This is a genomic window from Brevundimonas albigilva (assembly GCF_023503965.1).
GTDB lineage: Bacteria > Pseudomonadota > Alphaproteobacteria > Caulobacterales > Caulobacteraceae > Brevundimonas > Brevundimonas albigilva.
In genome coordinates, this window is record NZ_CP097298.1 from 2,059,868 (window position 1) to 2,086,756 (window position 26,889).

The 26,889-nt window shown below is 70.5% G+C and carries 23 protein-coding genes, 1 tRNA gene and 4 pseudogenes; 14 read left to right on the plus strand and 14 right to left on the minus strand.

Annotated elements, in window-relative coordinates; genetic code table 11:
- The first annotated feature begins 1 nt into the window (after window position 1).
- Together MU852_RS11015 and MU852_RS11020 are read left to right on the plus strand one after the other, a co-directional pair.
- Window positions 2-1,018, plus strand: coding sequence for an MJ0042-type zinc finger domain-containing protein (locus tag MU852_RS11015; RefSeq protein ID WP_249749621.1), 1,017 nt, complete (start codon window positions 2-4; stop codon window positions 1,016-1,018).
- A pseudogene (locus tag MU852_RS11020) lies at window positions 1,011-1,543 on the plus strand (phosphoribosyltransferase). The gene MU852_RS11015 and the pseudogene MU852_RS11020 overlap by 8 nt, the downstream one beginning before the upstream one ends.
- On the opposite strand, the pseudogene lysA reads toward MU852_RS11020, so the two are convergent.
- From lysA to argH, 3 genes and pseudogenes are all read right to left on the minus strand, one after another.
- Window positions 1,540-2,813 (minus strand): annotated as a pseudogene (gene lysA, locus MU852_RS11025) (diaminopimelate decarboxylase). The pseudogenes MU852_RS11020 and lysA sit on opposite strands and share 4 nt — an antisense overlap.
- Before the next feature lie 3 nt (window positions 2,814-2,816).
- Window positions 2,817-2,945, minus strand: a complete 129-nt coding sequence (locus MU852_RS17440) for a hypothetical protein (RefSeq protein ID WP_283843595.1) — start codon at window positions 2,943-2,945, stop codon at window positions 2,817-2,819.
- 103 nt (window positions 2,946-3,048) lie between these two features.
- Window positions 3,049-4,488, minus strand: coding sequence for an argininosuccinate lyase (gene argH, locus MU852_RS11030; protein ID WP_430641139.1), 1,440 nt, complete (start codon window positions 4,486-4,488; stop codon window positions 3,049-3,051).
- On the opposite strand from argH, the gene MU852_RS11035 reads away from it, so the two are divergent.
- On the plus strand, window positions 4,487-5,152 hold the full coding sequence (locus MU852_RS11035; RefSeq protein ID WP_249749622.1) for a TlpA family protein disulfide reductase: 666 nt from the start codon (window positions 4,487-4,489) through the stop codon (window positions 5,150-5,152). The two genes, argH and MU852_RS11035, sit on opposite strands and share 2 nt — an antisense overlap.
- A gap of 2 nt (window positions 5,153-5,154) precedes the next feature.
- Here MU852_RS11035 and MU852_RS11040 read toward each other — a convergent pair whose 3' ends face one another.
- Window positions 5,155-5,457, minus strand: a complete 303-nt coding sequence (locus MU852_RS11040; RefSeq protein ID WP_249749623.1) for a hypothetical protein — start codon at window positions 5,455-5,457, stop codon at window positions 5,155-5,157.
- 82 nt (window positions 5,458-5,539) lie between these two features.
- Window positions 5,540-5,616 (minus strand) — tRNA-Met (locus MU852_RS11045).
- A gap of 187 nt (window positions 5,617-5,803) precedes the next feature.
- Here MU852_RS11045 and MU852_RS11050 point away from each other — a divergent pair.
- The 4 genes and pseudogenes from MU852_RS11050 (at window position 5,804) to MU852_RS11065 (ending at window position 11,015) form a co-directional block, all read left to right on the plus strand.
- A pseudogene (locus MU852_RS11050) lies at window positions 5,804-7,035 on the plus strand (PQQ-dependent sugar dehydrogenase).
- Window positions 7,036-7,071: 36 nt separating this feature from the next.
- Window positions 7,072-7,287: a hypothetical protein gene (locus MU852_RS11055; protein ID WP_249749624.1), complete on the plus strand. Its 216-nt coding sequence runs from the start codon at window positions 7,072-7,074 to the stop codon at window positions 7,285-7,287.
- Between the two features lie 312 nt (window positions 7,288-7,599).
- On the plus strand, window positions 7,600-8,805 hold the full coding sequence (locus MU852_RS11060) for an acetyl-CoA C-acetyltransferase (protein WP_249749625.1): 1,206 nt from the start codon (window positions 7,600-7,602) through the stop codon (window positions 8,803-8,805).
- 17 nt (window positions 8,806-8,822) lie between these two features.
- Complete coding sequence (locus tag MU852_RS11065) at window positions 8,823-11,015, plus strand: 3-hydroxyacyl-CoA dehydrogenase NAD-binding domain-containing protein (protein WP_249751931.1); 2,193 nt, start codon at window positions 8,823-8,825, stop codon at window positions 11,013-11,015.
- A 116-nt stretch (window positions 11,016-11,131) separates the two neighbouring features.
- On the opposite strand, the gene MU852_RS11070 is transcribed toward MU852_RS11065, so the two are convergent.
- Window positions 11,132-11,968, minus strand: a complete 837-nt coding sequence (locus MU852_RS11070) for an aldo/keto reductase (RefSeq protein WP_249749626.1) — start codon at window positions 11,966-11,968, stop codon at window positions 11,132-11,134.
- Window positions 11,969-11,999: 31 nt separating this feature from the next.
- On the opposite strand from MU852_RS11070, the gene MU852_RS11075 reads away from it, so the two are divergent.
- Window positions 12,000-12,959: an alpha/beta fold hydrolase gene (locus MU852_RS11075; RefSeq protein ID WP_249749627.1), complete on the plus strand. Its 960-nt coding sequence runs from the start codon at window positions 12,000-12,002 to the stop codon at window positions 12,957-12,959.
- Here MU852_RS11075 and MU852_RS11080 read toward each other — a convergent pair.
- Window positions 12,956-13,960: an LLM class flavin-dependent oxidoreductase gene (locus tag MU852_RS11080; protein ID WP_249749628.1), complete on the minus strand. Its 1,005-nt coding sequence runs from the start codon at window positions 13,958-13,960 to the stop codon at window positions 12,956-12,958. The two genes, MU852_RS11075 and MU852_RS11080, sit on opposite strands and share 4 nt — an antisense overlap.
- Before the next feature lie 160 nt (window positions 13,961-14,120).
- On the opposite strand from MU852_RS11080, the gene MU852_RS11085 reads away from it, so the two are divergent.
- The 3 genes from MU852_RS11085 to MU852_RS11095 all read left to right on the plus strand — a co-directional run bounded on the left by MU852_RS11085 (window position 14,121) and on the right by MU852_RS11095 (window position 14,938).
- Window positions 14,121-14,360, plus strand: coding sequence for a ribonuclease (locus MU852_RS11085; RefSeq protein ID WP_249749629.1), 240 nt, complete (start codon window positions 14,121-14,123; stop codon window positions 14,358-14,360).
- Window positions 14,361-14,433: 73 nt separating this feature from the next.
- Window positions 14,434-14,688 carry a hypothetical protein gene (locus MU852_RS11090; protein WP_249749630.1) on the plus strand — a complete coding sequence of 85 codons (255 nt, stop codon included), beginning with the start codon at window positions 14,434-14,436 and terminating at the stop codon, window positions 14,686-14,688.
- Between the two features lie 31 nt (window positions 14,689-14,719).
- Window positions 14,720-14,938 (plus strand): hypothetical protein, encoded by a 219-nt coding sequence (locus tag MU852_RS11095; RefSeq protein WP_249749631.1) that lies wholly within the window; start codon window positions 14,720-14,722, stop codon window positions 14,936-14,938.
- A gap of 198 nt (window positions 14,939-15,136) precedes the next feature.
- Here the strand turns inward: MU852_RS11095 and MU852_RS11100 are convergent, their stop codons facing one another.
- Entirely contained in the window at window positions 15,137-15,280 is a 144-nt protein-coding gene (locus tag MU852_RS11100; RefSeq protein WP_249749632.1) for a hypothetical protein, read from the minus strand.
- Between MU852_RS11100 and MU852_RS11105 the strand changes: the two genes are divergently transcribed.
- Window positions 15,279-15,734 carry a phosphatase PAP2 family protein gene (locus tag MU852_RS11105; RefSeq protein ID WP_249749633.1) on the plus strand — a complete coding sequence of 152 codons (456 nt, stop codon included), beginning with the start codon at window positions 15,279-15,281 and terminating at the stop codon, window positions 15,732-15,734. The genes MU852_RS11100 and MU852_RS11105 overlap by 2 nt on opposite strands.
- A 959-nt stretch (window positions 15,735-16,693) precedes the next feature.
- On the opposite strand, the pseudogene glmM reads toward MU852_RS11105, so the two are convergent.
- A pseudogene (glmM, locus tag MU852_RS11115) lies at window positions 16,694-18,031 on the minus strand (phosphoglucosamine mutase); the annotation flags it as partial.
- A 164-nt stretch (window positions 18,032-18,195) separates the two neighbouring features.
- On the opposite strand from glmM, the gene glmS reads away from it, so the two are divergent.
- Window positions 18,196-20,010, plus strand: coding sequence for a glutamine--fructose-6-phosphate transaminase (isomerizing) (gene glmS, locus MU852_RS11120; protein ID WP_249749634.1), 1,815 nt, complete (start codon window positions 18,196-18,198; stop codon window positions 20,008-20,010).
- On the opposite strand, the gene MU852_RS11125 is transcribed toward glmS, so the two are convergent.
- The 5 genes from MU852_RS11125 to MU852_RS11145 all read right to left on the minus strand — a co-directional run bounded on the left by MU852_RS11125 (window position 19,997) and on the right by MU852_RS11145 (window position 23,355).
- Window positions 19,997-20,206, minus strand: a complete 210-nt coding sequence (locus tag MU852_RS11125; RefSeq protein WP_249749635.1) for a helix-turn-helix domain-containing protein — start codon at window positions 20,204-20,206, stop codon at window positions 19,997-19,999. The two genes, glmS and MU852_RS11125, sit on opposite strands and share 14 nt — an antisense overlap.
- A 462-nt stretch (window positions 20,207-20,668) precedes the next feature.
- Complete coding sequence (locus tag MU852_RS11130) at window positions 20,669-21,412, minus strand: Crp/Fnr family transcriptional regulator (protein ID WP_249749636.1); 744 nt, start codon at window positions 21,410-21,412, stop codon at window positions 20,669-20,671.
- Entirely contained in the window at window positions 21,409-21,672 is a 264-nt protein-coding gene (locus MU852_RS11135; protein ID WP_249749637.1) for a DUF6894 family protein, read from the minus strand. The genes MU852_RS11130 and MU852_RS11135 overlap by 4 nt, the downstream gene beginning before the upstream one ends.
- A gap of 56 nt (window positions 21,673-21,728) precedes the next feature.
- Window positions 21,729-22,817 carry a glycosyltransferase family 4 protein gene (locus MU852_RS11140; protein WP_249749638.1) on the minus strand — a complete coding sequence of 363 codons (1,089 nt, stop codon included), beginning with the start codon at window positions 22,815-22,817 and terminating at the stop codon, window positions 21,729-21,731.
- Window positions 22,818-22,893: 76 nt separating this feature from the next.
- Complete coding sequence (locus MU852_RS11145) at window positions 22,894-23,355, minus strand: Lrp/AsnC ligand binding domain-containing protein (protein ID WP_249749639.1); 462 nt, start codon at window positions 23,353-23,355, stop codon at window positions 22,894-22,896.
- 111 nt (window positions 23,356-23,466) lie between these two features.
- On the opposite strand from MU852_RS11145, the gene putA reads away from it, so the two are divergent.
- Window positions 23,467-26,598 carry a bifunctional proline dehydrogenase/L-glutamate gamma-semialdehyde dehydrogenase PutA gene (gene putA, locus MU852_RS11150; RefSeq protein ID WP_249749640.1) on the plus strand — a complete coding sequence of 1,044 codons (3,132 nt, stop codon included), beginning with the start codon at window positions 23,467-23,469 and terminating at the stop codon, window positions 26,596-26,598.
- The last annotated feature ends 291 nt before the right edge of the window (window positions 26,599-26,889 follow it).

Genomic DNA, 26,889 nt, shown 5'->3' on the forward strand with positions numbered 1-26,889 from the left:
CATGATACTGACCTGCCCCGCCTGCGCCACCAGCTATTTCATCCGCGACGACCTGGTCGGGCCTAACGGGCGCAAGGTCCGCTGCCAATCCTGCGGGGAGGTCTGGCGCGCGGGCGTCGAGGAGCCCCTCGAACTGACGGCCGATCCCGAGGCGGCGGCCCCCGCCCAGCCTTCGCCAACGCCAGCCGGCGCGCCCGAACCGGCCAGCCTGGCCGAGACGCCCGCCCCCGAACTGCCCAAGGCCTTCCGCGCCCGCGCCGAGCAGCAGCGCCGCCTGCGCCGCGCCGCCGCCCAGGGCGCGGTCTGGGCCGCGATGGCGGCGATCTTCGTCGGCCTGCTGGTTTCGGCCTGGCTGTTCCGGGTCGAGGTGGTGCGCGCCTTCCCCCGCGCGGCGGCCGCCTACGCCATGGTCGGCGCGCCGGTGAATCCGGTCGGGCTGGACTTCGAGGCCATGAGCGCGCGCGAGGCGCCGGACCGGCCGGGCGTGGTCCTGGTGGCCGGCGCCCTGCGCAACGTCCGCGACGAGGAGATCGTCGCCCCGCCCGTGCGCGTGGCGCTGCTGGACGAGCACGGCGCGGAGGTCGGCTTCAAGGTCATACCGATCGACGCGGCCCCGGTCCTGCCCGGCAAGGTGCAGGGCTTCGCCGCGCTGATCCCAGATCCTGGCGGCCATGCGGCCGACATCAGCGTCGATTTCGCCCCCGCGCCCGCCCAGCGCGCGAGGGCCGAAAAGAGCGCGAAGGCGCACGGGGCGGCCGCGCCCGAAACGTCCGATCATGGCGCCGCCCATGGCGAACCGGCCCAGGCGACGGGCGCGCTGCAGACGGCCGACGCTTCGGCTGACCACGCGCCGCCGGCGTCGCCGGGCAAGACGCCCGCCAGCGCCCAGACACGGGGTCTGCGCCCCGCCGCCGCGCCCGGTTTCGACGGTTCGGCCGCCGCGCCGGTCGACGCCAAGCCGCTGAGCGCGGTGGACAGCGGACACGGGGAGGCGGTATCGGCCTCCCATCATGGCTGACACCTCCCCGACGCCGACCGTCCTGCTGCCCGAGGCCGAGATCGCCCGCATCGTCGCCGACCTGGCCCGGCGCATCGCGCCCGCCATCGACGACGACACCGTCGCGGCCGTGCTGCTGACCGGCGGCCTGTGGTTCGCCGCCGACCTGACCCGCGCCCTGGCGCGCGAGGGCCGGCGGGTGCGCTTCGACGCCCTGTGGCTGGCCTCTTACGGCGACGACAAGGCCAGCCGGGGCGCGATCGACGTCCACGCCCCGTTCCAGCGGCCGATCGAGGGCCGGCGCGTGCTGATCCTGGACGATGTGTTCGACACCGGCCTGTCGCTGGCCGAGGCCGTGCGGATCGCGCGCGAGGGCGGGGCGTCCGAGGTTCTGACCTGCGTCTTCGCCCGCAAGCCCTGGCCCAAGCCGCGCGCGCCGAACCCGACTTCGTCGGCTGGGAGGCGCCGAACCGGTTCCTGGTCGGCTACGGCCTGGACCACGCCGGAGGATTGCGCGGCCTGCCGGACATCTGCGCCCTGGATTAGAGCCAGTCGGCGAAGGGCTCTCGGTCCAGCATCTCCTCATAGGTCGGGCGCGGGCGGATGACCGCCCATCGGTCGCCGTCGACCAGCACCTCGGGGACCAGCGGGCGGCTGTTGTATTCGCTGGCCATCACCGCGCCATAGGCGCCGGCCCCGGTGAAGACGACCAGATCCTCGGCTTCCAGCACAGGCAAGTCGCGGTCGCGCGCGAAGGTGTCGCCCGTCTCGCACACCGGGCCGACCACGTCGTGGGGCCGTCTCGCGCCCGAGCGGGGCCGCACCGGGACGATGTCGTGGAAGGCGTCGTAGAGGGCCGGGCGCATCAGGTCGTTCATGGCCGCATCCAGCACCAGGAAACGGCGGCCGTCCGAGCGCTCGGTGACCTGGATCACCTGGCTGAGCAGGACGCCGGCGTTGGCGGCCAGAAGACGGCCCGGCTCGAACGCCGCCTCGACCTCCAGCCCGGCCAGCACGCGTGCGGCCATGGCGACATAGTCGGCGGGAGAGGGCGGCGCCGCGCCGCCGGCGTAGGGGACGCCCAGCCCGCCGCCCAGATCCAGCCGGGTGACGGCGCAGCCCTGGCCGCGCAGCGTCAGGGTCATTTCGGCCAGGACGCGGAAGGCGGCCTCAGCAGCAGGTCGGTCGGTGATCTGGCTGCCGATGTGGCAGGCCAGGCCGACGGGCGTGACATGGGGCGAGGCCGAGGCGCGGGCGTACAGCTCCAGCGCTTCGTCCACCGGCACGCCGAACTTGTCGCCCTTGCCGCCGGTGGTGATCTTGGCGTGGCCGCCGGCCCCGATGTTGGGATTGACGCGCACGGCGACGGCCGGGCTGGCGTCCAGCAGGGCCGCGACCTGGATCAGCCGGTCCAGTTCGGCGCCGGATTCGATGTTGATCTGGCGCACGCCGACGGCGATGGCGAAGGCCAGTTCGACATCGGTCTTGCCCACGCCGGAGAAGATGATCCGCTCGGCCGGAACGCCGGCGGCCAGGGCGCGGCGGATCTCGCCTTCCGACACTGTGTCGGCCCCCGAGCCCATCTTCGCCAGGGTCGCCAGCACCGACAGGTTGGAGTTGGCCTTGACCGCGAAGGCGATCAGGGCCTCGCCCAGGGCGTCGCGATGCGCGTCGGCGGCGGCCCGCAGCAGCCGTAGTGCCGCTTCAGCGTGGCGGTCGAATAGACATAGACCGGCGTGCCGACCTCGTCGGCGAGGGTCTCCAGCGAGACCCCCTCGGCGTGCAGCACGCCGTCCTTCGGTTCGAAATGGTGCAAGGCCTAGCGGGGTTCGTTCTGGGCGGCGCCGGCACCGATGGGATTGGTGGGGCCGCCGTCGATCGGCACGCTGCTGGACGGGCGGTTCACCGTCGCGGGCTCGGGCAGGGAAGGCGCGTTGCGGTCGCGCACGGCGCGCTCGGTCCCGCGGCGCGGGCCTCCAGGTCGGCCATGCGGCCGCAGGCGGAGGTCGCCAGCGCCAGGACGCCGACGACAAGCAGGGATTTCTTGATGATCACAGTCGCTTCCTCCAGTCGGCGATGCGCGCGCGGACCTGTTCCGGCGCGGTTCCCCCAAAGCTCTGACGGCTGGCGCAGGAAGCCTCGGGCGAGAGCACCTTGTAAACCGCCTGCGTGACGCCGGCGTCGAGTTTCTGCAGTTCTTCCAGGGGCAGTTGCGCCAGGTCCACGCCCAGGGCTTCGGCCCGCTTCACGGCCGCGCCGGTGACATGGTGCGCCTTGCGGAACGGCAGGTTCAGTTCGCGCACCAGCCAGTCGGCCAGGTCGGTGGCGGTGGAGAAGCCCCAGCCCGCCGCCTCGGCCATCCGCTCGGTGTTGGGTCGCAGGGCCGCGATCATGGCGGTCATGGCGTTCAGCGCCAGGTCCAGGGCGTCGAAGGCCTCGAACACCGGCGGCTTGTCTTCCTGCATGTCCTTCGAATAGGCCAGCGGCAGGCCCTTCATCACCGTGGACAGGGCGATAAGCGACCCCATGATCCGGCCCGTCTTGGCCCGCACCAGCTCGGCGGCGTCGGGATTGCGCTTCTGCGGCATGATGGACGAGCCGGTGGTCAGGTCGTCGGGCAGGGTCGCAAAGCCGAACATCGGCGTCATCCAGACCACGATCTCTTCCGCCAGGCGCGACAGGTGGCCGGCGCAGATCGAGGCGGCGGCCAGGCTTTCCAGCGCGAAGTCGCGGTCCGACACGGCGTCCAGGCTGTTGGCCATCGGCCGGTCGAAGCCCAGTTCGGCCGCCGTCATGTGGCGATCGATCGGGAAGGGCGAGCCGGCCAGGGCCGCGGCGCCCAGCGGGCTTTCGTTCATGCGGGCGCGGGCGTCGGCGAACCGGCCGGCGTCGCGGCCGAACATCTCGACATAGGCCATCAGATGGTGGCCCAGCGTCACCGGCTGGGCGGTCTGCAGATGGGTGAAGCCCGGCATCAGGTCGCCGGCGTGCTGTTCGGCGCGGTCCAGAAGGGCTGATTGCAGCGCCTTCAACTGGGCGAGCGTGCGATCGCAGGCGTCACGCACCCACAGGCGGAAGTCGACGGCGACCTGGTCGTTCCTGCTGCGCGCCGTGTGCAGACGGCCCGACGGCTCGCCGATCAGTTCGTTCAGGCGCGCCTCCACATTCATGTGGATGTCCTCGAACTGATCGCGGAAAGGGAAGGTCCCGCCCGTGATCTCGGCCTCGACGGCGTCCAGGCCGCCCAGGATGGCGTCGGCGTCGTCCTGTTGGATCACGCCCTGTTTGGCCAGCATGCGGCAATGGGCGCGCGATCCGGCCAGGTCCTGGGCCCACAGGCGCCGGTCCACCCCGATGGAGACGTTGATCGCCTGCATGATCTCGGCCGGGCGCGACGAAAAGCGTCCGCCCCACATGTCTTGACCCGCCGGCTTCAGGGGCGCAGTCGAACCGCCGTCAACGGTGGCGTCGGAAGAGGTTTTGTCGGTCATGAGCGGCTCAAGAAAGGCGATCTGGGCGGTGGTCGGCGGCCTGGTCCTGATCGGAACCCTGGCCGGCGCGGGGGGCGTGGCGATGTCGCTATACGCCAATCACCGCAGGGCCGCGCAAGAGCAACCGGCCGTTCCGAGCGCATCCGAGGCGAAAAGCGACCTGGCGCGCTTCGCCGTCGGCCCCCTGGCGGCGCTGGAGACGCCGGCGGATGCGCCCCCGGCGCCCGACTATGCGTTTCGCGACGCGCACGACACAGCCGTGCGTTTCGCCGCCTTCCGCGGCAAGGTGACGGTGGTCAATCTGTGGGCCATGTGGTGCGCGCCTTGCCGCCAGGAGATGCCGACGCTGGCGGCCCTGGCGCGGCGCTATTCGGACCGCGAGGACATGATCGTGATTCCTGTGAACGTCGACGCCACGCCGGAAGGCGTCGCCCAGGCCAGGGCCTTCCTGGACCACCACAGGCCGCTGCCCTTCTATGCGGACGCGCGGTTTCAGCTGCCGTTCGAGTTTCCCGGCAAGGGCAAGATGCCGCAGACGATCCTGCTGGACCGCCAGGGACGCATCCGCGCCGCCCTGTCGGGCGAGGCGAATTGGGACGGGCCGGAGGCGCGCGCCCTGATCGACGCGCTGCTGGCCGAAGGGACGGCGCCGTCGGCGACCTGACGTCAGTGCGCGGGGACGCGCTGGTCCGTGGCCGGGTCGATGGCGCCGGGGCGGCCCTCGGCGGCGGCCTCGGACTGGTTCTCCTCCAGTTCGCCCGCGACCTTGCCCGCGCCGGTCTCCACGGCCTGGGCGGCCTTCATGGCGCCCGCCTCGATCACTTCGCCGGCCTGGGCCGCGGCGTCTTGGGCCTTGTCGCCCGCGGCCTCGGCGTGGACCTCGGCGCGATCCTGCTCGGCCTCGGTGCAGGCGGCGGCGCCCAGGGTCAGGACGGCGGCGGCGAAAAGGGTGTTGATGCGCAGGCCCATGGCTGATCTCCGGTCAAGGTTAGGCTTGGCCGTTGAACGCGGAAGTGGAGGGGGAGTTGCGCCGGCCCCGATAGGGGGGCGGTGGTGGCTGGGGGCGGGATCGAACCGCCGACCTGTGGGTTATGAATCCACCGCTCTAACCACCTGAGCTACCCAGCCGTCGCCCCTTCGCACGGACGGGCGGTGCGAAGGGAGGCGTGCCTATATCGCCGCCGGGCCCCCGGTTCAAGTCATCCGATGCGAAAGGCTGCGGCGATCGGGCGCACGGCCAGCGGGTCGTCGGAACGCTAACGCTCGAGGCGTCGTTTCGCGACCGTTCGCGTCGCCCTTCCGGAGAGCTCTGTCCATGCGCCTGATCGTTTCCGCCGCTTCCGCCTCCCTGTTGGTCCTGGCCGCCGCTTGCGGAGCCAACGGCGAGGCGAGGCAGGACGCGCCGGCCGGGGCGCCGCTCGAGACCCGGCCCGCCAACGGCGTCGGGCAGGAGCCCGCCTTCGCCGGCCAGACGCGCGCGCCGGGGGTCCGCACCGAACAGGCGCTGGCGCACACGGTGGTCGCGTCCGGGCTGGAGCACCCCTGGGGGCTGGCCCTGCTGCCCGACGGAAACTGGCTGGTGACCGAAAAGCCGGGCCGGATGCGGATCGTCACGGCCCAGGGTCGGGTCGGGCCGCCGATCCAGGGGCTGCCGCCGGTCGATGCGCGGGGCCAGGGGGGCTTCTGGACGTGATCGTGGGGCCAAGCTTCGGTCAGGACCGGATGATCTACTGGAGCTACGCCGAGCCTCGCGAGGGCGGCAACGCCACCTCGGTCGCGCGGGGTCGCCTGTCGCAGGACGGCGGCCGCGTGGAGGACGTCCAGGTCATCTTCCGCGCCCTGCCGACCTATGACGGCGACAAGCATTTCGGCTCCTCCCTGGCCTTTGCGCCGGACGGCAAGCTGTTCGTGACCCTGGGCGAACGGTCCGACAGGCCGATGCGGCCCCAGGCCCAGGACCTGGGCTCGCACATGGGCAAGACCATCCGCATCAACGCCAACGGCTCGGTCCCCCAGGACAATCCCTTCGTCGGCCGGGACGGCGCGCGGCCCGAAATCTGGAGCCTGGGCCACCGCAACGTCCAGGGGATCGCCGTCCAGCCGGGCACAGGGGCGATCTGGACCATCGAGCACGGCACGCGCGGCGGCGACGAGGTCAACCTGGATCGCGCGGGCATGAACTACGGCTGGCCCGACGCCGCCTATGGGGTCGAATACGCCGGCGGGGCGATCAACGGCGGCGCCACCCGAAAGGACGGCTCCGAACAGCCGGTCTATTACTGGGACCCGGTCATCGCGCCGGGCGGCGCGGTCTTCTACGAGGGGGCGATGTTCCCGGGATGGGACGGGAACCTGCTGGTCGCCGCGCTGAAGGAAAAGCACATCGCCCGGCTGGTCATCGAGAACGACCGTGTCGTCGGCGAGGAACGGCTGCTGACCGACCTGGGCGAGCGGGTGCGCGACGTGGCGATCGGGCCAGACGGGGCGGTATGGGCGATCACCGACGAGGACGACGGCAAGCTGGTCAGGTTGGCCGTCGCGCGCTAGTCTCCGCTGCAAGGGGCTGTTTGAAGGAGTACGCCAATGCGCGTGATGATTTCGCTTGCCGTTCTGGCCCTGCCTCTGGTCGCCGGCTGCGCCACCACCGACGGTCCCAACCGCTATCAGGCCGACCTGGATCGGCTTGACGCCCAGTGCACGGAACGCGGCGGCATTCTTCAGCCCACGGGATCGCAGAGCGGCGAGCCGGCGCGCGATTACGCCTGCCGCATCACCGGCGGGGCCAGCCGACTGAACTGACGGCCGGCCGGGCGCGCGGACCTGGCCTCGCGCGCCCCTGCCTTTTCGCTGGGCGCGGACGTCTTCCCGAAGGTCGCGCCTCAAAGCCCGCGCGTCGGCGGGCGTTTCAATCGCCAAGCAAGATGAACGCCGGTCTTCTCGATGCGGCGCCGTATCGGCGCCACCGGAGGCGGGCCCGCGCGTTCAGCCCAAGGAGCCCTTGCCCCCTGGCGTCCGCTCACGCGGCTTATTACTTGACGTTGACGTAAACGTAGGGTTCTTGGCCTCAACGCCTTGACCCACCTTCCCAGGGTCCGAAAGAGGAGAGGCCTGATGGCTGACGCCTATATCTACGACGCCGTTCGCACCCCGCGCGGCAAGGGCAAGAAGGACGGCTCGCTGCACGAGATCACCGGTCTCAGCCTGGCGACCCAGGTGTTGCAGGCCCTGCGCGACCGCAACGACCTGGACACGTCCAAGGTCGACGACGTCATCCTGGGCTGCGTGACGCCGGTGGGCGAACTGGGCGCCGACATCGCCCGGACGGCGGTGCTGTCGGCCGGCTGGTCGCAGGACACGGCGGGCGTTCAGATCAACCGCTTCTGCGCCTCGGGCCTGGAAGCGGTGAACATGGCCACGGCCAAGGTGAAGTCCGGCGAGGCCGACTTCGCCGTCGGCGGCGGCGTCGAGGTCATGAGCCGCGTGCCGATGGGTTCGGACATGGGCGCCTGGCCGACCGACCCGTCCTCGGCCTTCCCGACCTATTTCGTGCCGCAGGGCGTGTCGGCGGACATGATCGCCACGAAATACGGCTTCAGCCGCGACGACGTGGACGCCTATTCGGTCGAGAGCCACAAGCGCGCGGCCAAGGCCTGGGCCGAGGGCCGGTTCAAGAACTCGGTCCTGGCGGTCAAGGACCAGCTGGGCCTGACCATCCTGGACCATGACGAGACCATTCGTCCGAACACGGACATGCAGACCCTGGGCGGTCTGAACCCCTCGTTCGCCATGATGGGCGAAATGGCCTTCGACAGCGTGATCAACCAACGCTACCCCGAGGTCGAGCGCGTCAACCACGTCCACACGCCCGGCAATTCGTCCGGCATCGTCGACGGTTCGGCCGGCGTCCTGATCGGCACGCTGGAGGCCGGCCAGGCCCTGGGCCTGAAGCCGCGCGCCAAGATTCGCGGCGGCGCCTCGATCGGGTCCGAGCCGTCGATCATGCTGACGGGGCCGGAGTACGTCTCGCGCAAGCTGCTGAACAAGCTGGGCATGACCACGGCCGACATCGACCTGTGGGAGCTGAACGAGGCCTTCGCCGCCGTGGTGCTGCGCTACATGCAGGCCATGGACATCCCGCATGACAAGATGAACGTGAACGGCGGCGCCATCGCCATGGGCCACCCGCTGGGCGCCACGGGCGCCATGATCCTGGGCACGGTGCTGGACGAGCTGGAGCGCTCGGACAAGTCGACCGCCCTGATCACCCTGTGCATCGGCGGCGGCATGGGCACCGCCACCGTCATCGAACGCGTCTGATCCGGGAGCGAATGAACATGGAAAACTTCAAGATCGACGTCGACGCCGACGGGATCGCCCTGGTCGTCTTCGACGTGCCGGGCCGGTCGATGAACACCCTGACCTCCTCGGTGATGAAGGAAATCCCCGAGCTGGTCGAACGCATCAAGACCGACGAGGCCATCAAGGGCGCGGTCATCACCTCGGGCAAGGCGTCGGGCTTCTGCGCCGGCGCCGACCTGGGCGACATGGCCGGCGGCGTGCTGTCGGGCGGCGGCGACCTGCAGAAGGCGTTCGACGCCGGCTGGGCGCTGAACGGCGCCTTCCGCGCGCTGGAAACCTCGGGCAAGCCGATCGCGGCCGCGATCAACGGCCTGGCCCTGGGCGGCGGGCTGGAGTTCACCCTGGCGACCCACTACCGGGTGGTCGAGAACGACAACAAGATCCAGCTGGGCCTGCCCGAGATCAAGGTCGGCCTGTTCCCCGGCGGCGGCGGCACCCAGCGCCTGACGCGCCTGATCGGCGTCCAGGCCGCCATGATGGCCATGAGCGAGGGCAAGTCCTTCCGCCCCAACGACGCCAAGGGCGCCGGCATTGTTCATGAGGTGGTCGAGAAGGGCCAGTCGGTCGAGGCCGCCAAGGCCTGGATCAGGAACGGCGGCAAGGCCGTCCAGCCGTGGGACGACAAGTCGTTCAAGCTTCCCGGCGGCGGCCCCTATCACCCGGCCGGCATCCAGAACTTCATGGTCGGCAACGCCATGCTGCGCAAGCAGTCCTACGGCAACTATCCGGCCGTGCTGAACCTGATGAAGGCCGTCTATGAGGGAACCCAGGTTCCGATGGACGCGGCCCTGCGCATCGAGACCCGCTATTTCATCAAGACCCTGATGACGCCGCAGGCCCAGGCCATGATCCGCAGCCTGTTCCTGTCCAAGCAGGAGCTGGACAAGGGCGCGGTGCGTCCCGCCGGCGTGCCCAAGTCCGATCCGAAGAAGGTCACCGTCCTGGGCGCCGGCATGATGGGCGCGGGCGTGGCCTATGTTCAGGCCATGGCCGGCATCGAGACGGTGCTGATCGACCGCGACCAGGAGGCCGCCGACAAGGGCAAGGCCCATGTCGAGGAACTGCTGAAGAAGCGGCTGTCGCGCGGCCAGATGACCCAGGAGAAGTACGACGCCACCCTGGCCCTGGTCACGGCGACGACCGACTACGACCTGATCAAGGGCTCGGACCTGGTGATCGAGGCGGTGTTCGAGAACCGCGAGATCAAAGCTGACGTGACCAAGCGCGCCGAGGCGCAGCTGGCCGAGGGCGCGGTGTTCGGCTCCAACACCTCGACCCTGCCGATCACCGGCCTGGCCGAGGCCAGCGTGCGGCCCGAGGACTTCATCGGCATCCACTTCTTCTCGCCCGTCGACAAGATGATGCTGGTCGAGATCATCCTGGGCGAAAAGACCGGCGAGGCGGCGATCGCCAAGGCGCTGGACTACGTCCTGAAGATCAAGAAGACGCCGATCGTCGTCAACGACAGCCGCGGCTTCTACACCTCGCGCTGCTTCTCCACCTTCCTGATGGAGGGCATGGCGATGCTGGAGGAGGGTTGGGCGCCGGCGCTGATCGACAACGTCGGCCGCATGACCGGCATGCCGCGCGGCCCGCTGGAGATGCACGACGACGTCGCCCTGGACCTGTCCTACAAGATCGCCAAACAGACCCGCGAGGACCTGGGCGACAAATACGTGCCGACCGAGGGCGAGGACATCGTCGCCAGGATGGTCGAGGGCGGGCGCTTCGGCCGCAAGAACGGCAAGGGCTTCTACGACTACGACAGCAAGCCCAAGACGATCTGGAAGGGCCTGGCCGAACTGGCGCCCGTGACCAAGGCCATCGAAGGGCCGGAAGAGCCCGGCGCCTTCGCCCAGATCGACGAGCTGAAGACGCGGCTTCTATATCGCCAGGCCGTCGAGGTCGCCCGCTGCTGGGAAGAAGGCGTCATCGACGACCCGCGTGAGGCGGACCTGGGCGCCATCCTGGGCTGGGGCTTCGCGCCCTGGACCGGCGGTCCGATCAGCTTCATCGACGGCATTGGCCTGGGCAAGTTCGTCGAGACGGCGGACCGGCTGGCCCAGACCTACGGCGACCGGTTCAAGGTCCCTCAGCTGCTGCGCGACATGGCGGCCAAGAATGAGACCTTCTACGGCAAGTTCGCGCCGGAGAAGAAGGCGGCGTGATCGGCGGCTGAGCCTGAAAAACGAAGGGGCTGGGAGTGATCCCGGCCCCTCTTGCTTTCTGTCATCCTCGGGTCAAGCCCGAGCGTGACGGGATGAGGCGGCGGTTCGCGCGAACGTCAGATGATATCCAGCGGCGTCTCGTGCGTGGGCGGCGGGAAGGCGTGGTCCAGACGTTCCAGATCCTCGGCGTCGAACTGGACGTCCAGCGCGTCCGCGTTCGCCTCGACGTGTTCGACCGACGACGCCTTGGGAATGGCGATGACGCCGTCGTGACGCAGGACGGCGGCCAGGGCGACCTGGGCCGGCGAGGCGTCGTGGCGGTTGGCGATGTCGACGATCAGCGGGTGCTCCAGCAGGCCGCCGCGTCCCAGCGGCGAATAGGCCATCATCGGCATGTCGCGCGCCTGCATCCAAGGCAGCAGGTCGAACTCCACCCCGCGCGAACCCAGGTTGTAGAGCAGCTGGTTGGCGGCGCAGTGGTCGCCGTCGTCCAGCGCCTCCAGCCGGCGCATGGTCGCGAGGTCCAGGTTCGACACGCCCCAGCGGGCGATCATCCCCTCGTCGACCAGTTCCTGGAAGGCGGCGACCGTCTCTTCCAGGGGTACGCGCCCTTCCCAGTGCAGCAGATAGAGGTCGAGGCGGTCCGTCCCCAGACGCTCCAGCGATCGCTCGCAGGACAGCATCATCTTCATTTCGGAAGCGTTTTCGGGTCGGACCTTGGAGACCAGGAAAACCTCGTCGCGGCGTCCAGCGATCACCTCGCCCACCAGCCGCTCGGAGCGGCCGTCGCCGTACAGTTCGGCGGTGTCGATCAGGGTCAGGCCCAGGTCCAGGCCGCGGGCCAGGGCCTGTTGCTCGGCGTCGCGGCGGGCGGGATCGTCGCCGATCTCCCAGGTCCCTTGGCCGAGGGCGGGGACGGTCGTACCGTCCGCGAAGGTGACGAGGCGGGTCATGCGCGTTCTAATGCCTGCCGCAGGGGGAAAGATGCAGTCGCGCCATATCAAGACCGACGGCCTGATCCAACAGGTGCTGGAGGCGGGCGACGGGCCGCTGGTGTTGCTGATCCACGGCTTTCCAGAACTGGGCGTCAGCTGGCGCGCCCAGGTCGAGGCGCTGGCGGCGGCGGGCTATCGGGCCGTGGCGCCCGACATGCGCGGCTTTGGCGGGACCGAAAAGCCGGAAGGCGTCGCGGCCTATTCGATCCTGAGCCTCGTCGGGGACATGGTCGATCTGGTACGGGCGCTGGGTGCCGACGCCTGCGTCGTGGCCGGGCATGACTGGGGCGCGCCGGTGGCCTGGCATTGCGCGCTGCTGAGGCCGGACGTGTTCACCGCCGTGGCGGGGCTGTCGGTGCCGTTCCAGCCGCGCCGCCCCGGCGGGCCGCCCACCCCCGTCATGGCCGCTATGACCAGGAAGGCGGGGCAGGGCGAACTCTACATCAACCGCTTCCAGGCGCCGGATGCGCACAAGGCCCTGGAGGCCGATCCGGCGACGACGCTGAGGAAGCTGTTCTTCGCCTACGACGGGGCGACCCCGGCGGAGCGGCGCTCGACCGGCTTCATGCCGCAAGGCGTCAGCCTGCTGGACAGCATCGACGACGGGGCCAGCCTGCCGCCGTGGATGGGTGCGGATCATTTCCGGGACTACGTCGACGCCTTCTCGGCCGGCGGTTTCGACGGGCCGCTGAACTGGTATCGGGCGCTGGACCTGAACTGGACCCTGACCGCCTTCCTGCAGGACCAGAAGATCGTCGCGCCCGCCCTGTTCATGGTCGGCGAGAACGATCCCGTGCGTCGCTACGCCGGGCGGCAGGAAGCGACGCTGAAGGACTGGGTTCCGAACCTGACCCGGATGGAGGTGCTGCCCGGCGCCGGTCACTGGATCCAGCAGGAACGGGCGGCCGAGGTGAACGCCCTGCTGCTGGATTTCCTGTCGGGGCTCTAGGCGGCGTCGGCCGCGTCCAGGGTCGCGCGGGCGTCGGCGACGATCTCGAGGCTGCGGATGCGGGCGGCGTTGTCGTGCATCATGCCCGTGACCATCAGCTCGTCCACGCCGGTCAGGGCGATGAAATCGGCCAGCTTGCGGCGCACCGTGTCGGGACCGCCGACGGCGGAATAGAGCAGCCGGCTTTGCGCGCCCGCGATCTGCTGGGGCGTCAGGACGGAGGCGATGTCGTCGACGGGCGGCGGCAGCTTGCCGGGCTTGCCCGTCGTCAGGCGCGCGAAGCTCTGCTGCATGGAGGTGGACAGGCGCACGCCTTCTTCGTCGGTGTCGGCGGCGAAGACGTTGACGGCGGCCATGGCGTAAGGCTTGTCCAGCCGGTCCGAAGGTTCGAACGATCGCCGGTAGAGGGCCAGGGCCTCCAGCAGCAGTTCGGGGGCGAAATGGCTGGCGAAGGCGTAGGGCAGGCCCAGCTGTCCGGCCAGCTGGGCGCTGAACAGGCTGGAGCCCAGCAGCCAGATCGGCACGCGCAGGCCGGCGCCGGGGACGGCGCGGACGGCTTGCCCGGGCGTTTCCGGCTCGAACCAGTGGATCAGTTCGGCCACGTCGCGGGGAAACTGGTCCGCGGCGTCGAAATAGCGGCGCAGGGCGCGGGCGGTCGCCCCGTCCGTGCCGGGCGCGCGGCCCAGGCCCAGGTCGATGCGGCCGGGAAACAGCGTCTCCAGCGTTCCGAACTGTTCGGCCACGACCAGGGGCGCGTGGTTGGGCAGCATGACGCCGCCCGAGCCGACACGGATGCGTGCGGTCCCCGCCGCCACATGACCGATCACGATCGCGGTGGCCGCGCTGGCGATGCCGGGCATGTTGTGGTGTTCGGCCAGCCAGAACCGCTCATAGCCCAGGCGGTCGGCCGCCTGGGCCAGGGACAGGGTCTCGTCGAGGGCGCGCCGGGCGTCGCCGCCTTCGACGATGGGGGACAGGTCGAGGACTGAGAACGGGATCATGACGTCTAGATCGGGACGCGGGGCGACGGATCAAGGGGAACCGCAACCGAAGCTGCGGCTTTGACTCTGCCGTAGCGAAGGAGCGCGCCATGACCGACCAGCCCCCAAGCCCTTCCCGCCAAGGACCGCTGACGGCGGCGACGCCCGAGAGGCGGCCGACATGGGCGAGAAGCCGGACCTGGGCCATCGCGCCGACGCCTTGATCGAGGCGCTGGACGGCACGGACTCCGGCTCCGACACCCGCGCCGGGTCGCTGCGGGGCGGGTCGGCCAGCGGGTCGGACGACGATCCGGATTCGGCCCGCATCAACCACGCCCTGGCCGAGGAAGGGGAGGCCCTGGGCGATGCGGACAGTGACGCGGACAGTGATGCCGAAGAGGGCGGGCGCGAAGAGACGTGATCCCTTCGCCTTGCCGCCGCCATACGGAGGCGCCACGGTGGCGCTTCGATCCTGCGCCTGAGATGTGCCCTCGATGATGCGACGACTGGCGGCCTCGGCCGCTTTCCTGGTTCTCGGCCTGGCCGGGTGCGACCGAACCGAGCAGCCGGCCGAGACCGCGTCGGAGACGTCCGCGCTGGAGGTCGAGGCGTCGCAGCCTGCGCCGGCCCAGACCCCGGCCGACGCCCCGACTTCGATGGCGGCTCTGGGCGAGGCCGAGCCGGCGGCGCCGGGCGCGCCCCCTTCGCCGCCCTGTATCCGGGCGCCACGGCCGACACGCCGGCCGTGATCGCCCCGGGGACGCTGGGCAGGGCGGACTGGTGACGTTCGAGACCACCGCCACGCCGGACGAAGTCATCGCCTACTATCGCGACCGCGCCGCCCAGGCCGGTCTGAGGCCGGTCATGGGCATGAACCAGGGGGACGCGCGGGCCTACGGCGCCGCCGACGGGGAACCCGACGGCGCCAAGCTGTCGGTCGTCGCCGCCCCGGCCGAGGGCAGCACCTCGGTGCAGCTGAGCTGGAGCGAGGGCCGGTGAGGGGGCGGCCGGGGCCAGCGCCCTGGCGGCGCTGCTGCTGGCGGCCTGCGCGCCCGGCGCTTCGCATCCGCCCGTCTTTCTGGACAGCGACACGGGCTATCTGGCGCCAGCCGACCTGGCGCGGCTGGCCCAGGCGGTCCCGCCGCCGCCCGCGCCCGGGTCGGCGACCGACCGGGCCGACAAGGCGGCCTCGGCGCGCTATGCGGCGCTGGAGGACAGCGACCGCTGGCTGCTGGCGACGGCCCACGCCGAACTGCGTCCGCCGCTGGCGCTGCAGCATTTCGATTGCGCCCTGGGGGTGCGGCTGGGGTCGGCCGAAACCCCCGCCTTGGACCGGATCATGGCGCGCGCCTTTCATGACGCCAACGCCGTGGCGGAGTTGGCGAAGGCGCGAGCGACGCGGCCGCGGCCGGTCGGCGACGATCCCGAGCGCCGGGCCTGCCAGAGGCTAGACGCGGCCGCCCGCGACAGCGCCTCCTATCCGTCCGGAAGCGCTGCGGTCGGCACGGCCTACGCCGAGACCTTCGCGGCGCTGGAGCCCGGGCGGGCCGAGGCGGCGCGGCGCATCGGCCGCGAGATCGGGATCAGCCGGCTGATCTGCGCCATGCACTATCCCAGCGACGTGGCGGCTGGAGAGGCCCTCGGGCGCGCGGTCGCGGCCGAGATCACGGCCGCGCCGGCCTTCGCCGAGGACGCGCCGGCGGCTCGCGCCGAACTGGCCGCCGCGCGCGCCTCCGGCCGGACCAGCCCCGGCTGCGCGGCCGAGCGTGCGGCGCTGGCGACGCCGCTGCCCTGACCATGCTGGCGCTGCTGGCCGCGCTGGCGATCCAGGCCGGGCCCCCGGCGGCGCGGCCCTGCTCGACGGCCGAGATGGACGCGCTGACGCAGCGGTCGGCAGAGCCGTATCGCCTGCTGTGCCGGGCCGCGCTGGCGGGGCGCGACGTGCGCCGGCCGGTGCTGATCGAGGGCGCGGAGGCCTCGGGCGCGGCGCTGGACTGCGGCGGCGGCCGGATCGAGGGCCCGGACGAGGCGACGACGCGGGTTCCCACGATCGCCGTCTGGTCGCGGCGCGACGGCGCGGGCTGGAGCCGCCCGTCCGGCGTGACGGTGCGCGACTGCCGGGTGGCGGGCAACATCCGCATCTGGGGCATGGGCGCGGGTGGATCGATGCGCGACCTTCTGGCCTCGTCGCGCACGCCCGGTCACACGCGCGCCGCCCAGGCCGCCGCGCCGACCCAGGTGCGGATCGAGCGGGTGCGGTTCGAGGCGACGGGGACCATTCCCCTCTATGTCGGGCCGGGCGTGACGCGCACCACGGTGACGGGCTCGACCTTCGCGGGCCGGTCGACCTCGACGGCCATCTATCTGGACGCCGAGAGCGCGGGGGCGGAGATACGGGGCAACGTCTTCGCCATCCGCACCGGACGCGAGCAGATCGCGGTGGACGGGTCCGGGGCCAACCGCATCGTCGACAACCGCTTCGCCCTGCACGGCCAGGGCGGGATATTCCTCTATCGCAACTGCGGCGAGGACGGGGTGATCCGACACCAGACGCCGTCCTACAATCAGATCACGGACAATGTCTTTTCCGGCGCGGCGTGGCTGAGGCCGCGCACGGTCGTGGTGGGCGCGCGCGAGGGGCGGCGGCGCTATTGCGGCGACGACGCCGGCTGGCCGTTCGGGTCCAGCGCCGACGACGGCGACGGCGCGCGCGGCAACCGGATGTCGGGCAACCGGACGACCCGCTAGCCGGCGCCGCACCGCGGCCGAGACGTCGGAGACGACCTGGCGCACCAGGGCCTCGTCGTCGCCCTCGGCCATGACACGGATCAGCTTTTCGGTGCCGGAGGGGCGGACCAGAAGGCGGCCCTGGCCGTCCAGGGCCGTCTCGGCCTGGCGGATGGCGGCCTTGACGGCCTCGCTCTCCAGCGGTTTTTCGGCGCTGTAGCGGACGTTCTCCAGGCGCTGCGGCACCGGGTCGAACTGGCGGGCCAGTTCGCTCATCGGCTTGCCGGAGTCGACCAGAACGGCCAGGACCTGAAGCGCCGCCATCAGGCCGTCGCCGGTGGTGGCGTGGTCGTGCAGGATAATGTGGCCGGATTGTTCGCCGCCGATGTTGAAGCCGCCCTCGCGCATCCGCTCCATGACGTAGCGGTCGCCGACCTTGGTGCGCTCAAGCGTCAGGCCCTCGGCCGTCAGCCGGCGCTCAAGACCCAGGTTGGACATGACGGTGGCGACCACGCCCCCGCCGGTCAGGATGCCGCGCCGGGCCCAGTCCAGGCCGACCAGGGCCATGATCTGGTCGCCGTCCACGACCTGGCCCTTCTCGTCGCAGATGATCAACCGGTCGGCGTCGCCGTCCAGGGCGATGCCGATGTCGGCCCGGTAGCGCTTCACCGCCTCGGCCAGGGTCGCCGGATGGGTCGAGCCGCATTCGGCGTTGATGTTCAGCCCGTCGGGCGACACGCCCACGGCGCAGACCTCGGCGCCGAGTTCGAACAGGGTGGTGGGGGCGACCTTGTAGCCGGCGCCGTTGGCGCAATCGACCGCGATGCGCAGGCCCTTCAGGCTGAGGCGGCGGGGGAAGGCCTGTTTGGCGATTTCGATATAGCGCGCCTGGGCGTCGTCGATGCGCTTGACCCGGCCCAGCCGGTCCGACGGCGCCAGCCCCTTGTCCAGGCCGTCGTCCATCATGGCTTCGATCTTCAACTCGATCTCGTCGGACAGCTTGTAGCCGTCCGGGCCGAACAGCTTGATCCCGTTGTCGGCGTAGTCGTTGTGCGAGGCCGAGATCATGACGCCCAGGTCCGCGCGCATCGAGCGGGTCAGCATGGCCACGCCCGGCGTCGGCACGGGGCCGAAGGTGCGCACGTCCATGCCCACCGAGGCGAAGCCGGCGACCAGGGCCGGCTCGATCGTATAGCCCGACAGGCGGGTGTCCTTGCCGATCACCACCAGGTGGCGGCGGTCGTCGCCGGTGTTGAACAGCTTGCCCGCGGCCAGGCCGACGCGCAGCGCCACCTCGGCGGTCATCGGATGGACGTTGGCGCGGCCGCGAATGCCGTCGGTGCCGAAGTATTTTCTGTCGCCCACGCGGTGGTCCTCAGTCTCGGGTAACGTTCCGAAACCCCAATTTTGATGCGGCCCGCCTTAAGATTGCATAGACGGCCGTTGGGGCATCGCTAGCGTGGCTTAGTCCCTGTTCGCCGCCAGTGCAAAGCGGCGCTTCCTGTTCCCCCAAAGGCGGAGTTCGCGGCATGTGCGGCATCATCGGCGTCACCGGCAACGGGCCGGTCGTTCCCCGGCTGATCGACAGCCTGAAGCGGCTGGAATACCGGGGCTATGATTCCGCCGGCGTCGCGGCGGTGGTGAACGGCCACGTCGAGCGCCGTCGCGCCCAGGGCAAGATCCGCAATCTGGAAGCCGTGCTGGCCGCCGATCCGCTGAACGCCACGGTCGGCATCGGCCACACCCGCTGGGCCACCCACGGCGCCCCGACGACGGCCAACGCCCACCCGCACAAGGCCGGGCGCGTCACCCTGGTCCACAACGGCATCATCGAGAACTTCGCCGAGCTGAAGGCCGAGCTGGCGGCCGAGGGCCATGTGTTCGAGAGCCAGACCGACACCGAGGTCATCGCCCATCTGCTGGACGCCGAGCTGAAGACCGGCCGCGCGCCGCTGGAGGCGTTCAAGGCGGTGCTGGACCGGCTGACCGGGGCCTATGCGCTGGCGGTGCTGATCGACGGCGAGGACGACCTGATCCTGGGCGCGCGGCGCGGCAGCCCGCTGGTCGCCGGATGGGGCGAGGACGAGATGTATCTGGGCTCCGACGCCCTGGCGGTCGGGCCGTTCACCCAGAAGATCAGCTATCTGGAAGAGGGCGACTATGTCGCCGTGACCAAGGCGGGCGCGCGGATGTTCGACGCCTCGGGCGCCGCCGTCGAGCGCCCCGTCGTGCAGGTGTCGGCGTCCTCGGCCATGGTCGAGAAGGGCGAGTACCGCCACTTCATGGAAAAGGAGATCCATGAACAGCCCGACAGCGTCCAGCACACCCTGTCGGAATACCTCGACCTGGTGACCGGCGCGGCCAAGACCAACGCCGTCGATTTCGCCGCCGTCGAACGCATCCAGATCGTGGCCTGCGGCACCGCCTTCTACGCCGGCCAGATCGGCCGCTACGCCTTCGAGAAGCTGGCGGGCCTGCCCTGCGACGTCGAGATCGCGTCGGAGTTCCGCTACCGCTCGCCGGCGGTGTCGAAATCGACCCTGGCGGTCGCCGTCAGCCAGTCGGGCGAGACCGCCGACACCCTGGCCAGCCTGACCTGGTGCAAGGCGCGAGGGTTGAAGACGGCGGCCGTGGTCAACGTCCATTCCTCGTCGATGGCGCGCGAGGCCGAGGTGCTGTGGCCGACCCACGCCGGGCCCGAGATCGGCGTGGCCTCGACCAAGGCCTTCACCGCCCAGGTGGCCGCCTTGCTGGCCTTGGCGGTGGCGGCGGGCGTGGCGCGCGGGCGGATCGACGCCGCGACCGAGGCCGAACTGGTCAAGGCCCTGTTCGAAAGCCCGCGCCTGATCGCCGAGGCGCTGCGGATGGACGGCTCCATCCGGGCCGTGACGCAGGACCTGGCCAAGGCCGACGACGTGCTGTTCCTGGGCCGGGGCGCCATGTTCCCCCTGGCCATGGAGGGCGCGCTGAAGCTGAAGGAGATCAGCTATATCCACGCCGAGGGATACGCCGCCGGCGAGCTGAAGCACGGCCCGATCGCCCTGATCGACGAGGCGACCCCGACCATCGCCCTGGCCCCGCTGGACGAGGTGTTCGAAAAGACCGCGTCGAACCTGCAGGAGGTGGCCGCGCGCGGCGGGCCCGTCATCATGATCGCTCCGGAAAAGGCGCCCGATCCCCACGGCGCCGGCATCCGCCGGATTCATGCGCCGGACTGCCATCCGCTGATCGCGCCGCTGGTCTATGCGGTCCCGGTGCAGCTTTTGGCCTATTACACCGCCGTGCAGAAGGGGACCGACGTCGACCAGCCCCGCAACCTGGCCAAGTCCGTCACGGTGGAGTGAGGCCGGAGGCGCTCGCCAGGGTCGCGACATCGGCGACCTCGATCCCGCCGCGATGCAGACGCACCGCGCCGGCCGCCCGAAGCGCGGCGGCGGCGGTCGACACCCCGGCGCGCCGCACGTGCAGCAGGTCGGCCAGGTCGCTCTGACGCAGCGCCACCTTTTTCTGGCCGCCGCTTTGATGGACGTCGTACAGCACAGCAGGGCGGCCAGCCGCTGGACCAGGGTCAGCCGGGCGTGACGCAGCACCTCCTGGCGCAGGGCGACGGCCTTTGCCTCCAGATCCGCCATCCGAAGCTGGGCCAGCAGGCCGGGCTCGATCGACAGGACGTCGCGCATCGACACGCGGGCCGCGCGACCCGGCGTCAGCCAGACCGCCCCGTCGGCCGGGCCTTCCAGCCCGACCGCCTGCCCCGGTCCCGCCAGACCCATGGACACCGCCGACCCCGCCCGTTGTCGCGCCAGGACGCCCTCGAGCACCAGAAGGACGGCGGGCGGCCCGTCCGGAGCCGCGGCCGGTCGACCCGGAGAGCCGTTCAGGTCCTGGGCGGCCACGCCCCGCACGGCGAGGTGCGACAACAGCGTGGAGGCGATGTCGGGAATGTTCATGATCCCGCTCGACGCCGATCCGGGCGCGGGCGCGATAACATGGGTTAAGCCTTCAGACGGGTTCGTTGCTGAGGCGCAGGTAGGTGGCGTCGAATTCGGCGATTTCGGCCAGCCGGTGCCAGTCCAGGATCTCCACGCGCCGGCCCGACCAGTTGACCACGCCCTCGCCGCGCAATTCGGTGATCAGGCGGCTGACGTGGACGGTCGACAGGCCCAGGGCGTCGCCCAGAACGGTCTGGGTCAGCGGCAGGTCGAACGTCATGTCGCCCGCCTGGCCCGCCGCGCGCAGGCGCAGATAGAGCTCGCACACCAGGTGCGCCAGGTGGCTCAGGCCGCTGCGCCGACCCATCGCGACCAGCCACTGGCGGTGGATGGCGGCGTCGATGATGGTGTCCAGCCACAGCAGCCGCGCCAGGTGCGGATGGCGCTCGGTCAATTCGATCAGCCGGGCGTGGGGGGTGCTGGCGATCACGCAGTCGGTCAGGGCCAGCACGCCGTGGTCCATCTGCTTCATCAGCAGGCTGTGAAGGTCGATGAAGTCGCCCGAGATGTTGATCTCGGTGATCTGGCGACCCCCGTCCTTGAGGGTCGAATAGCGCGCCGAGAAGCCGGAGATCAGCAGGGTGCTCTGCAAGGGGTGGCTGTGTTCGCGCACGATGTCGGCGCCGGCGGGGATGGTGCGGCTGGGGCCGAGCACGGTCTCCAGGGCGACGACCTCCTCGGGGGACAGGGCGTCGCGCAGCGACAGTTTCTCGACCAGATTGGCCACCCTGGCTTCCGCCACGGGCGCGTTCATCGACCCGCCTCCGACGCGGGCGCGCCTTGCTGCGGCTCCTCGGAGGCCGCGGCGGTTACGCGCACCACCGTGCGGCCGCCGTCGTCGGTGACGATCACGCTGAACGAGCCGGTGTCCCAGAAGCTGGCGCCGCGATAGCGCAGGATTTCACCCAGGACCGTGACCGCCTCCTCGCGCGCGGCCTCGACGCCGGCCAGTTCTTCACCCTGATCGTCGCGAATGCGATCGCCGTTTTCGGTGTGGAAATAGTAGCGGGGCAAGCCGTCCTCCAGCAGCGGGCGAGGAAGGAAGCGAGCGACGCCGATTTTGGTTCAGATCAGGCCGCGGCGGCGCGTTTGCGGATGCGGGCGATGCGGCGCAGGCGGCGCCAGAAGCGGCCGCGTTCCGGTTCGGGATAGGGCTGGAGGTTCTCGACGAACTGTTCGGCCGAGGCGCGCCAGCTGAACTTCTCGGCGTAGGCGCGCACGTCCTTTCGATCCAGCTCCAGGCACGCCAGGCAGGCGGTCTTCAGGTCCTTGTCGATGGCCCCTGCGTTCGATCCGGGGATGATGTCGATCGGGCCGTGCGCCGGATAGGCGGCGACCGGCGTGCCGGCGGCCATCGCCTCCAGGATCACCAGGCCGAAGGTGTCGGTCCAGCTGGGGAAGACGAAGACGTCGGCGTCGCGGAAGCAGCGGGCCAGATCCTCGCCGAACTTCGCGCCCAGGAACTTGGCCTCGGGATATTTATCCTGAAGCTCGGCGCGGGCGGGGCCGTCGCCGACGATGATCTTGGTGCCGGGCAGGTCCAGCTCCAGGAAGGCCTCGATGTTCTTCTCCACGGCGACGCGGCCGACGTTGAGGAAGAAGGGCCGGGGCCAGTCCTTGCCTCCCATCTCTTCGAAGATGCGCGGCAGGTCGGGATTGAACAGTTCGGTGTCCACGCCGCGCGACCAGGGCGAGACGTTCTTGAAGCCGTGCTCCACCAGTTCGTCGCGCAGCGTCGGCGTCGCCACCATCAGCCGGCCTGACGGCTTGTGGAACCACTTCATGTAGGCGTAGCCGACCTGGACCGGGATCGGGAACCGGGCCGAGACGTATTCCGGAAATTTCGTGTGGTAGCTGGTGGTGAAGGGCAGCTTCCATTCCACGCAGATGCGCCGCGTGGCGATGCCGATGGGGCCTTCGGTGGCGATATGCACGGCCTCGGGCTCGAAGGCGCGCAGCATTTCGCGAATCTCTTCCTCGGCGCCCAGGGCCAGCCGAATCTCCGGGTAGGTGGGGCAGGGAATGGTCTTGAACAGGCTGGGCTCGATGACCTCGACCTCGTGGCCCATGCCGCGGCATTCCGCGACCGTGCGCGTCAGGGTGCGGACGACGCCGTTGACCTGAGGTTCCCAGGCGTCGGTGGCCAGAACGATGCGCATGGAGGCAGGGCGACCCTGAGCCGTGAACGAAGGGCGGAACTTCTAGACCGTTCGGATGACGAAGGCGAGACGGATGCTAGAGCGGCAGCACCGTCGTCGACTTCACCTCTTCGAGAACGGCGTAGGTCCGGGTTTCGCGCACCCCCGGCATCTTCACCAGAACGTCGCCCAGGAAGGCGCGATAGGCGTCCATGTCGCCGACGCGGGCCTTGATCAGATAGTCGAAGCCGCCGGCGACCATGTGGCACTCCAGCACCTCGGGCTGTTTTCGCACGGCCTCGGCGAAGGCTTCGAACACATCGCCGGTGGTGCGGTCCAGAAGCACCTCGACGAAGATCAGCAGGTCGCGGCCGACGCGCGACGGGTCGATCATGGCCGCATAGCCGGTGATGATCTTCTTCTCGCGCAGACGCCGGACCCGCTCGAAACAGGCGGCGGGCGACAGGTTGCAGCGGCGGGCCAGCTCGGCGTTGGAAATGCGCGCGTCGGTCTGCAGCACGCGCAACAGGCGACGGTCGACGGCGTCAATATCGGACATCGGAAAACAGGCCACTTCGCCGAAGGTTCTTCGGTCAGCGACCCTATCATACGAAGCACATTCCACGAACTCAGGAATATACGGCGGAAATCCACAGGACATGACGCCCCGATGACGCCGCCCGCCTTTTCGCCTTCGAGCCTGGCCGCATGGGACGCGCTGGATCGCGACAAATTCCGCGACGAACGCGAGGCGGTGGCCGAAAACCTGCTGCTGGCGCCCCTGGACCCGGCCGAGCGCGAGGCGGTGACGGCCGAGGCCGTCGCCCTGGTCGAGGGCGCGCGCCGCAGCCAGAAGAAGCAGGGGGTGGTCGAGAGCTTCCTGCAGCAGTTCGGCCTGGGCACGCGCGAGGGTCTGGCCCTGATGTGCCTGGCCGAAGCGCTGCTGCGCGTGCCTGACGAGGAGACGCGCGACCGCCTGATCGCCGAAAAGATCGGATCGGCCGACTGGGCCGCCCACCTGGGCCGATCCGACAGCCTGTTCGTCAACGCCTCGACCTGGGGCCTCATGCTGACGGGCAAGCTGGTGGATGTCGACGACCAGGCCCGCAGCGACCTGCCGGGGTTCCTGAAGCGCGTCGCCGGCCGGCTGGGCGAGCCGGTGATCCGCCAGGCCGTGGCCACCGCCGTCAAGATCATGGGCGAGCAGTTCGTGGTCGGCCGGACCATCGAGGCGGCGCTGAAGCGCTCGAACCGCGAAGGCTGGCTGTGCAGCTTCGACATGCTGGGCGAGGGCGCGCGGACGACGGCCGACGCCGACCGCTACGAAGCCATCTACGCCCACGCCATCGAGGCGGTGGGGCGGACGGCGACGGGGCGCGGGCCCGAACATGGCCACGGCGTGTCGGTCAAGCTGTCGGCCCTGTCGCCGCGCTACGAGCCGGCGCTTGAGGCGGCGGTGTGGGCCACCCTGTATCCGCGCGTGAAGCGGCTGGCCCTGATCGCGGCGCGCCACGACATCAACTTCACCCTGGACGCCGAGGAGGCCGACCGGCTGGCCCTGTCGCTGAAGATGCTCGACCGGTTGGCGCACGAGCCCGACCTGGGCGGCTGGACGGGCCTGGGCCTGGCGGTGCAGGCCTATCAGAAGCGCGGCCTGGAGACGATCCAGCGGGTCGCCGACCTGGCGCGGCGGTCCGGTCGTCGCCTGATGGTGCGGCTGGTCAAGGGCGCCTATTGGGACACCGAGATCAAGCGCGCCCAGGTGGCGGGCCGCACCGACTATCCGGTCTTCACGACCAAGGCGGCGACCGACCTGAACTATCTGGTCTGCGCCCGGGCCATGATCGAGGCGTCGCCTGCGATCTATTCCCAGTTCGCCAGCCATAACGCCCATACCCTGGCGGCGGTGCGCCACATGGTCCGCGATCGCGGCGTGACCATCGAGCACCAGCGGCTGCACGGCATGGGCGAGGCCCTGTACGACGCCGCCATCGAGGAATGGTCCGACGAGACGGTGATCGTGCGCGCCTATGCCCCGGTCGGCGGCCATGAGGAACTGCTGCCCTATCTGGTGCGCCGCCTGCTGGAAAACGGCGCCAACTCCTCCTTCGTCCACGCCCTGCTGGACGAGCGCGTGCCCGCCTCGGCCGTGGCGGCCGATCCTATCTCCCTGGTCGAGGCGCAGCCCGACCGTCACCCCAAGATTCCGGTTCCGAAAGACATGTACGGCGATCGTCAGAACTCCCTCGGCCGCGACTATTCCCAGGCCGCCGTCCGCGAGGCGCACGCGCGCGCCCTGGAGGGCGTCGATCGCGAGAAACTGACCGCCGGGCCGATCGTGGGCGGCAAGCTGCGCGCCGGGGTCGACGCGCAGACGGTGACCAATCCGTTCGACCGGTCCCAGGTGCTGGGCCATGTGTCGGAGGCGACCGAGGCCGATGTCGACGCCGCCGTCGAGGCCGCGGCCAAGGCCCAGATCCACTGGGATCGCCAGGGCGGCGCCAAGCGCGCCGTCGTCCTGCGGGCCATGGCGGACGCCCTGGAAACCGAGATGGACCGGCTGGTCGCCCTGCTGAGCCGCGAGGCCGGCAAGACGCTGAACGACGGCGTGGCCGAGGTGCGCGAGGCCGCCGATTTCTGCCGCTACTACGCCCTGCTGGCCGAGCGGGACTTCGCCGCGCCCGAGACGCTGAAGGGGCCGACCGGCGAGACCAACCAGCTGGTCCTGCACGGCCGCGGCGTCTTCGCCTGCATCAGCCCGTGGAACTTCCCCCTGGCCATCTTCACCGGCCAGATCGCCGCCGCCCTGGCCGCCGGCAATGCGGTGCTGGCCAAGCCGGCCGAGCAGACGCCGCTGATCGCCGCCGAGGCCGTGCGGCTTTATCACAAGGCCGGGCTGGACGCGGACCTGCTGGCCCTTGTCCCTGGGCGCGGCGAAACGGTCGGGGCCCAGCTCGTCAGCCACGCCGGGATCGACGGCGTGGCCTTCACCGGCGGCACCGACACGGCCGGCGCCATCAACCGCGCCATCGCCGCGCGGCCGGGGGCCATCATCCCCTTCATCGCCGAGACCGGCGGGCTGAACGGCATGTTCATCGACACCACGGCGCTGAAGGAACAGGTCATCGACGACGTGATCGCCTCGGCCTTCGGCTCGGCCGGCCAGCGCTGCTCGGCCCTGCGGGTGCTTTACGCGCCAAAGGATTCGGCGGACGCCCTGATCGAGGGGCTGAAGGGCGCTTTGGCGGTGCAGACGGTGGGCGATCCGTCCGACCCCGCCACCGACATCGGCCCGGTGATCGACGCCGAATCCCGTCAGGCGCTGGAGGCCCATGTCGAGCGCCTGACCAGGGAGGCCAAGGTGCTGGCCCGCGCCGATCTGCCGGCGGGGTCGGAAAAGGGCGACCTGTTCGCCCCGACCATCGCCGAAATCCCGACGCCCGACTTCCTGGAAAAGGAGGTGTTCGGTCCGATCCTGCACGTCTATCGCTACGATACGTCGGAGCTGAAGTCGGTGGCCGGGCGGCTGGCGGCGCGCGGCTATGGGCTGACGCTGGGCGTGCACAGCCGGATCGACGCCTTCGCCGAGGAGGTGATCGCCCTGGTCCCGGCCGGCAATGTCTATGTGAACCGCTCGATCACCGGCGCGGTGGTGGGCGTCCAGCCCTTCGGTGGCGAGGGCCTGTCGGGCACCGGGCCCAAGGCCGGCGGACCCAACAGCCTGATCCGCTATGCCTCCGAAAAGGCGATCAGCGTCAACATCGCGGCCCAGGGCGGCGACCCGGCGCTGCTGAACCTGTAGGACACGCGCTGGACTGGCGGGTCATCCCCGCCGGTGCGGCCCACCGCCCGGCCCGTGCCTTCGCATACGGGGCAGGTCTCGCCGGACGGCAGCGCGCCGGCGCCCTCGCATTCGGGGCACAGGGACGCGTCGTGATGCTGGGCCGCCGCGGGGTCGACCGGGTCCTGCGGGCCCAGGCCGCGATCGTCGATCTCGGTCTCGTTCATGTCGGGACAACGGCCGTAGGCGCGCCGGGTTGCGGGGCGGAGGCGACACGCCTTGACGGGGAGGGGGCATCCGTCGTCCATGCCG

What these genes read in the sequence shown, in the direction of transcription:
- MU852_RS11055 (WP_249749624.1), top strand. Translation starts at nt 7,072, where the DNA reads ATGCGCGTGATGATTTCGCTTGCCGTTCTGGCCCTGCCTCTGGTCGCC.
- putA (WP_249749640.1), top strand. Translation starts at nt 23,467, where the DNA reads ATGACGCCGCCCGCCTTTTCGCCTTCGAGCCTGGCCGCATGGGACGCG.
- MU852_RS11130 (WP_249749636.1), bottom strand. Translation starts at nt 21,412, where the DNA reads ATGAACGCGCCCGTGGCGGAAGCCAGGGTGGCCAATCTGGTCGAGAAA.
- MU852_RS11075 (WP_249749627.1), top strand. Translation starts at nt 12,000, where the DNA reads ATGCAGTCGCGCCATATCAAGACCGACGGCCTGATCCAACAGGTGCTG.
- argH (WP_430641139.1), bottom strand. Translation starts at nt 4,488, where the DNA reads ATGACCGACAAAACCTCTTCCGACGCCACCGTTGACGGCGGTTCGACT.
- MU852_RS11065 (WP_249751931.1), top strand. Translation starts at nt 8,823, where the DNA reads ATGGAAAACTTCAAGATCGACGTCGACGCCGACGGGATCGCCCTGGTC.
- MU852_RS11070 (WP_249749626.1), bottom strand. Translation starts at nt 11,968, where the DNA reads ATGACCCGCCTCGTCACCTTCGCGGACGGTACGACCGTCCCCGCCCTC.
- MU852_RS11090 (WP_249749630.1), top strand. Translation starts at nt 14,434, where the DNA reads ATGATGCGACGACTGGCGGCCTCGGCCGCTTTCCTGGTTCTCGGCCTG.
- MU852_RS11105 (WP_249749633.1), top strand. Translation starts at nt 15,279, where the DNA reads ATGGCGCGCGCCTTTCATGACGCCAACGCCGTGGCGGAGTTGGCGAAG.
- MU852_RS11100 (WP_249749632.1), bottom strand. Translation starts at nt 15,280, where the DNA reads ATGATCCGGTCCAAGGCGGGGGTTTCGGCCGACCCCAGCCGCACCCCC.
- MU852_RS11085 (WP_249749629.1), top strand. Translation starts at nt 14,121, where the DNA reads ATGGGCGAGAAGCCGGACCTGGGCCATCGCGCCGACGCCTTGATCGAG.
- MU852_RS11140 (WP_249749638.1), bottom strand. Translation starts at nt 22,817, where the DNA reads ATGCGCATCGTTCTGGCCACCGACGCCTGGGAACCTCAGGTCAACGGC.
- MU852_RS11145 (WP_249749639.1), bottom strand. Translation starts at nt 23,355, where the DNA reads ATGTCCGATATTGACGCCGTCGACCGTCGCCTGTTGCGCGTGCTGCAG.
- MU852_RS11035 (WP_249749622.1), top strand. Translation starts at nt 4,487, where the DNA reads ATGAGCGGCTCAAGAAAGGCGATCTGGGCGGTGGTCGGCGGCCTGGTC.
- MU852_RS11015 (WP_249749621.1), top strand. Translation starts at nt 2, where the DNA reads ATGATACTGACCTGCCCCGCCTGCGCCACCAGCTATTTCATCCGCGAC.
- MU852_RS11040 (WP_249749623.1), bottom strand. Translation starts at nt 5,457, where the DNA reads ATGGGCCTGCGCATCAACACCCTTTTCGCCGCCGCCGTCCTGACCCTG.
- MU852_RS11060 (WP_249749625.1), top strand. Translation starts at nt 7,600, where the DNA reads ATGGCTGACGCCTATATCTACGACGCCGTTCGCACCCCGCGCGGCAAG.
- MU852_RS11080 (WP_249749628.1), bottom strand. Translation starts at nt 13,960, where the DNA reads ATGATCCCGTTCTCAGTCCTCGACCTGTCCCCCATCGTCGAAGGCGGC.
- glmS (WP_249749634.1), top strand. Translation starts at nt 18,196, where the DNA reads ATGTGCGGCATCATCGGCGTCACCGGCAACGGGCCGGTCGTTCCCCGG.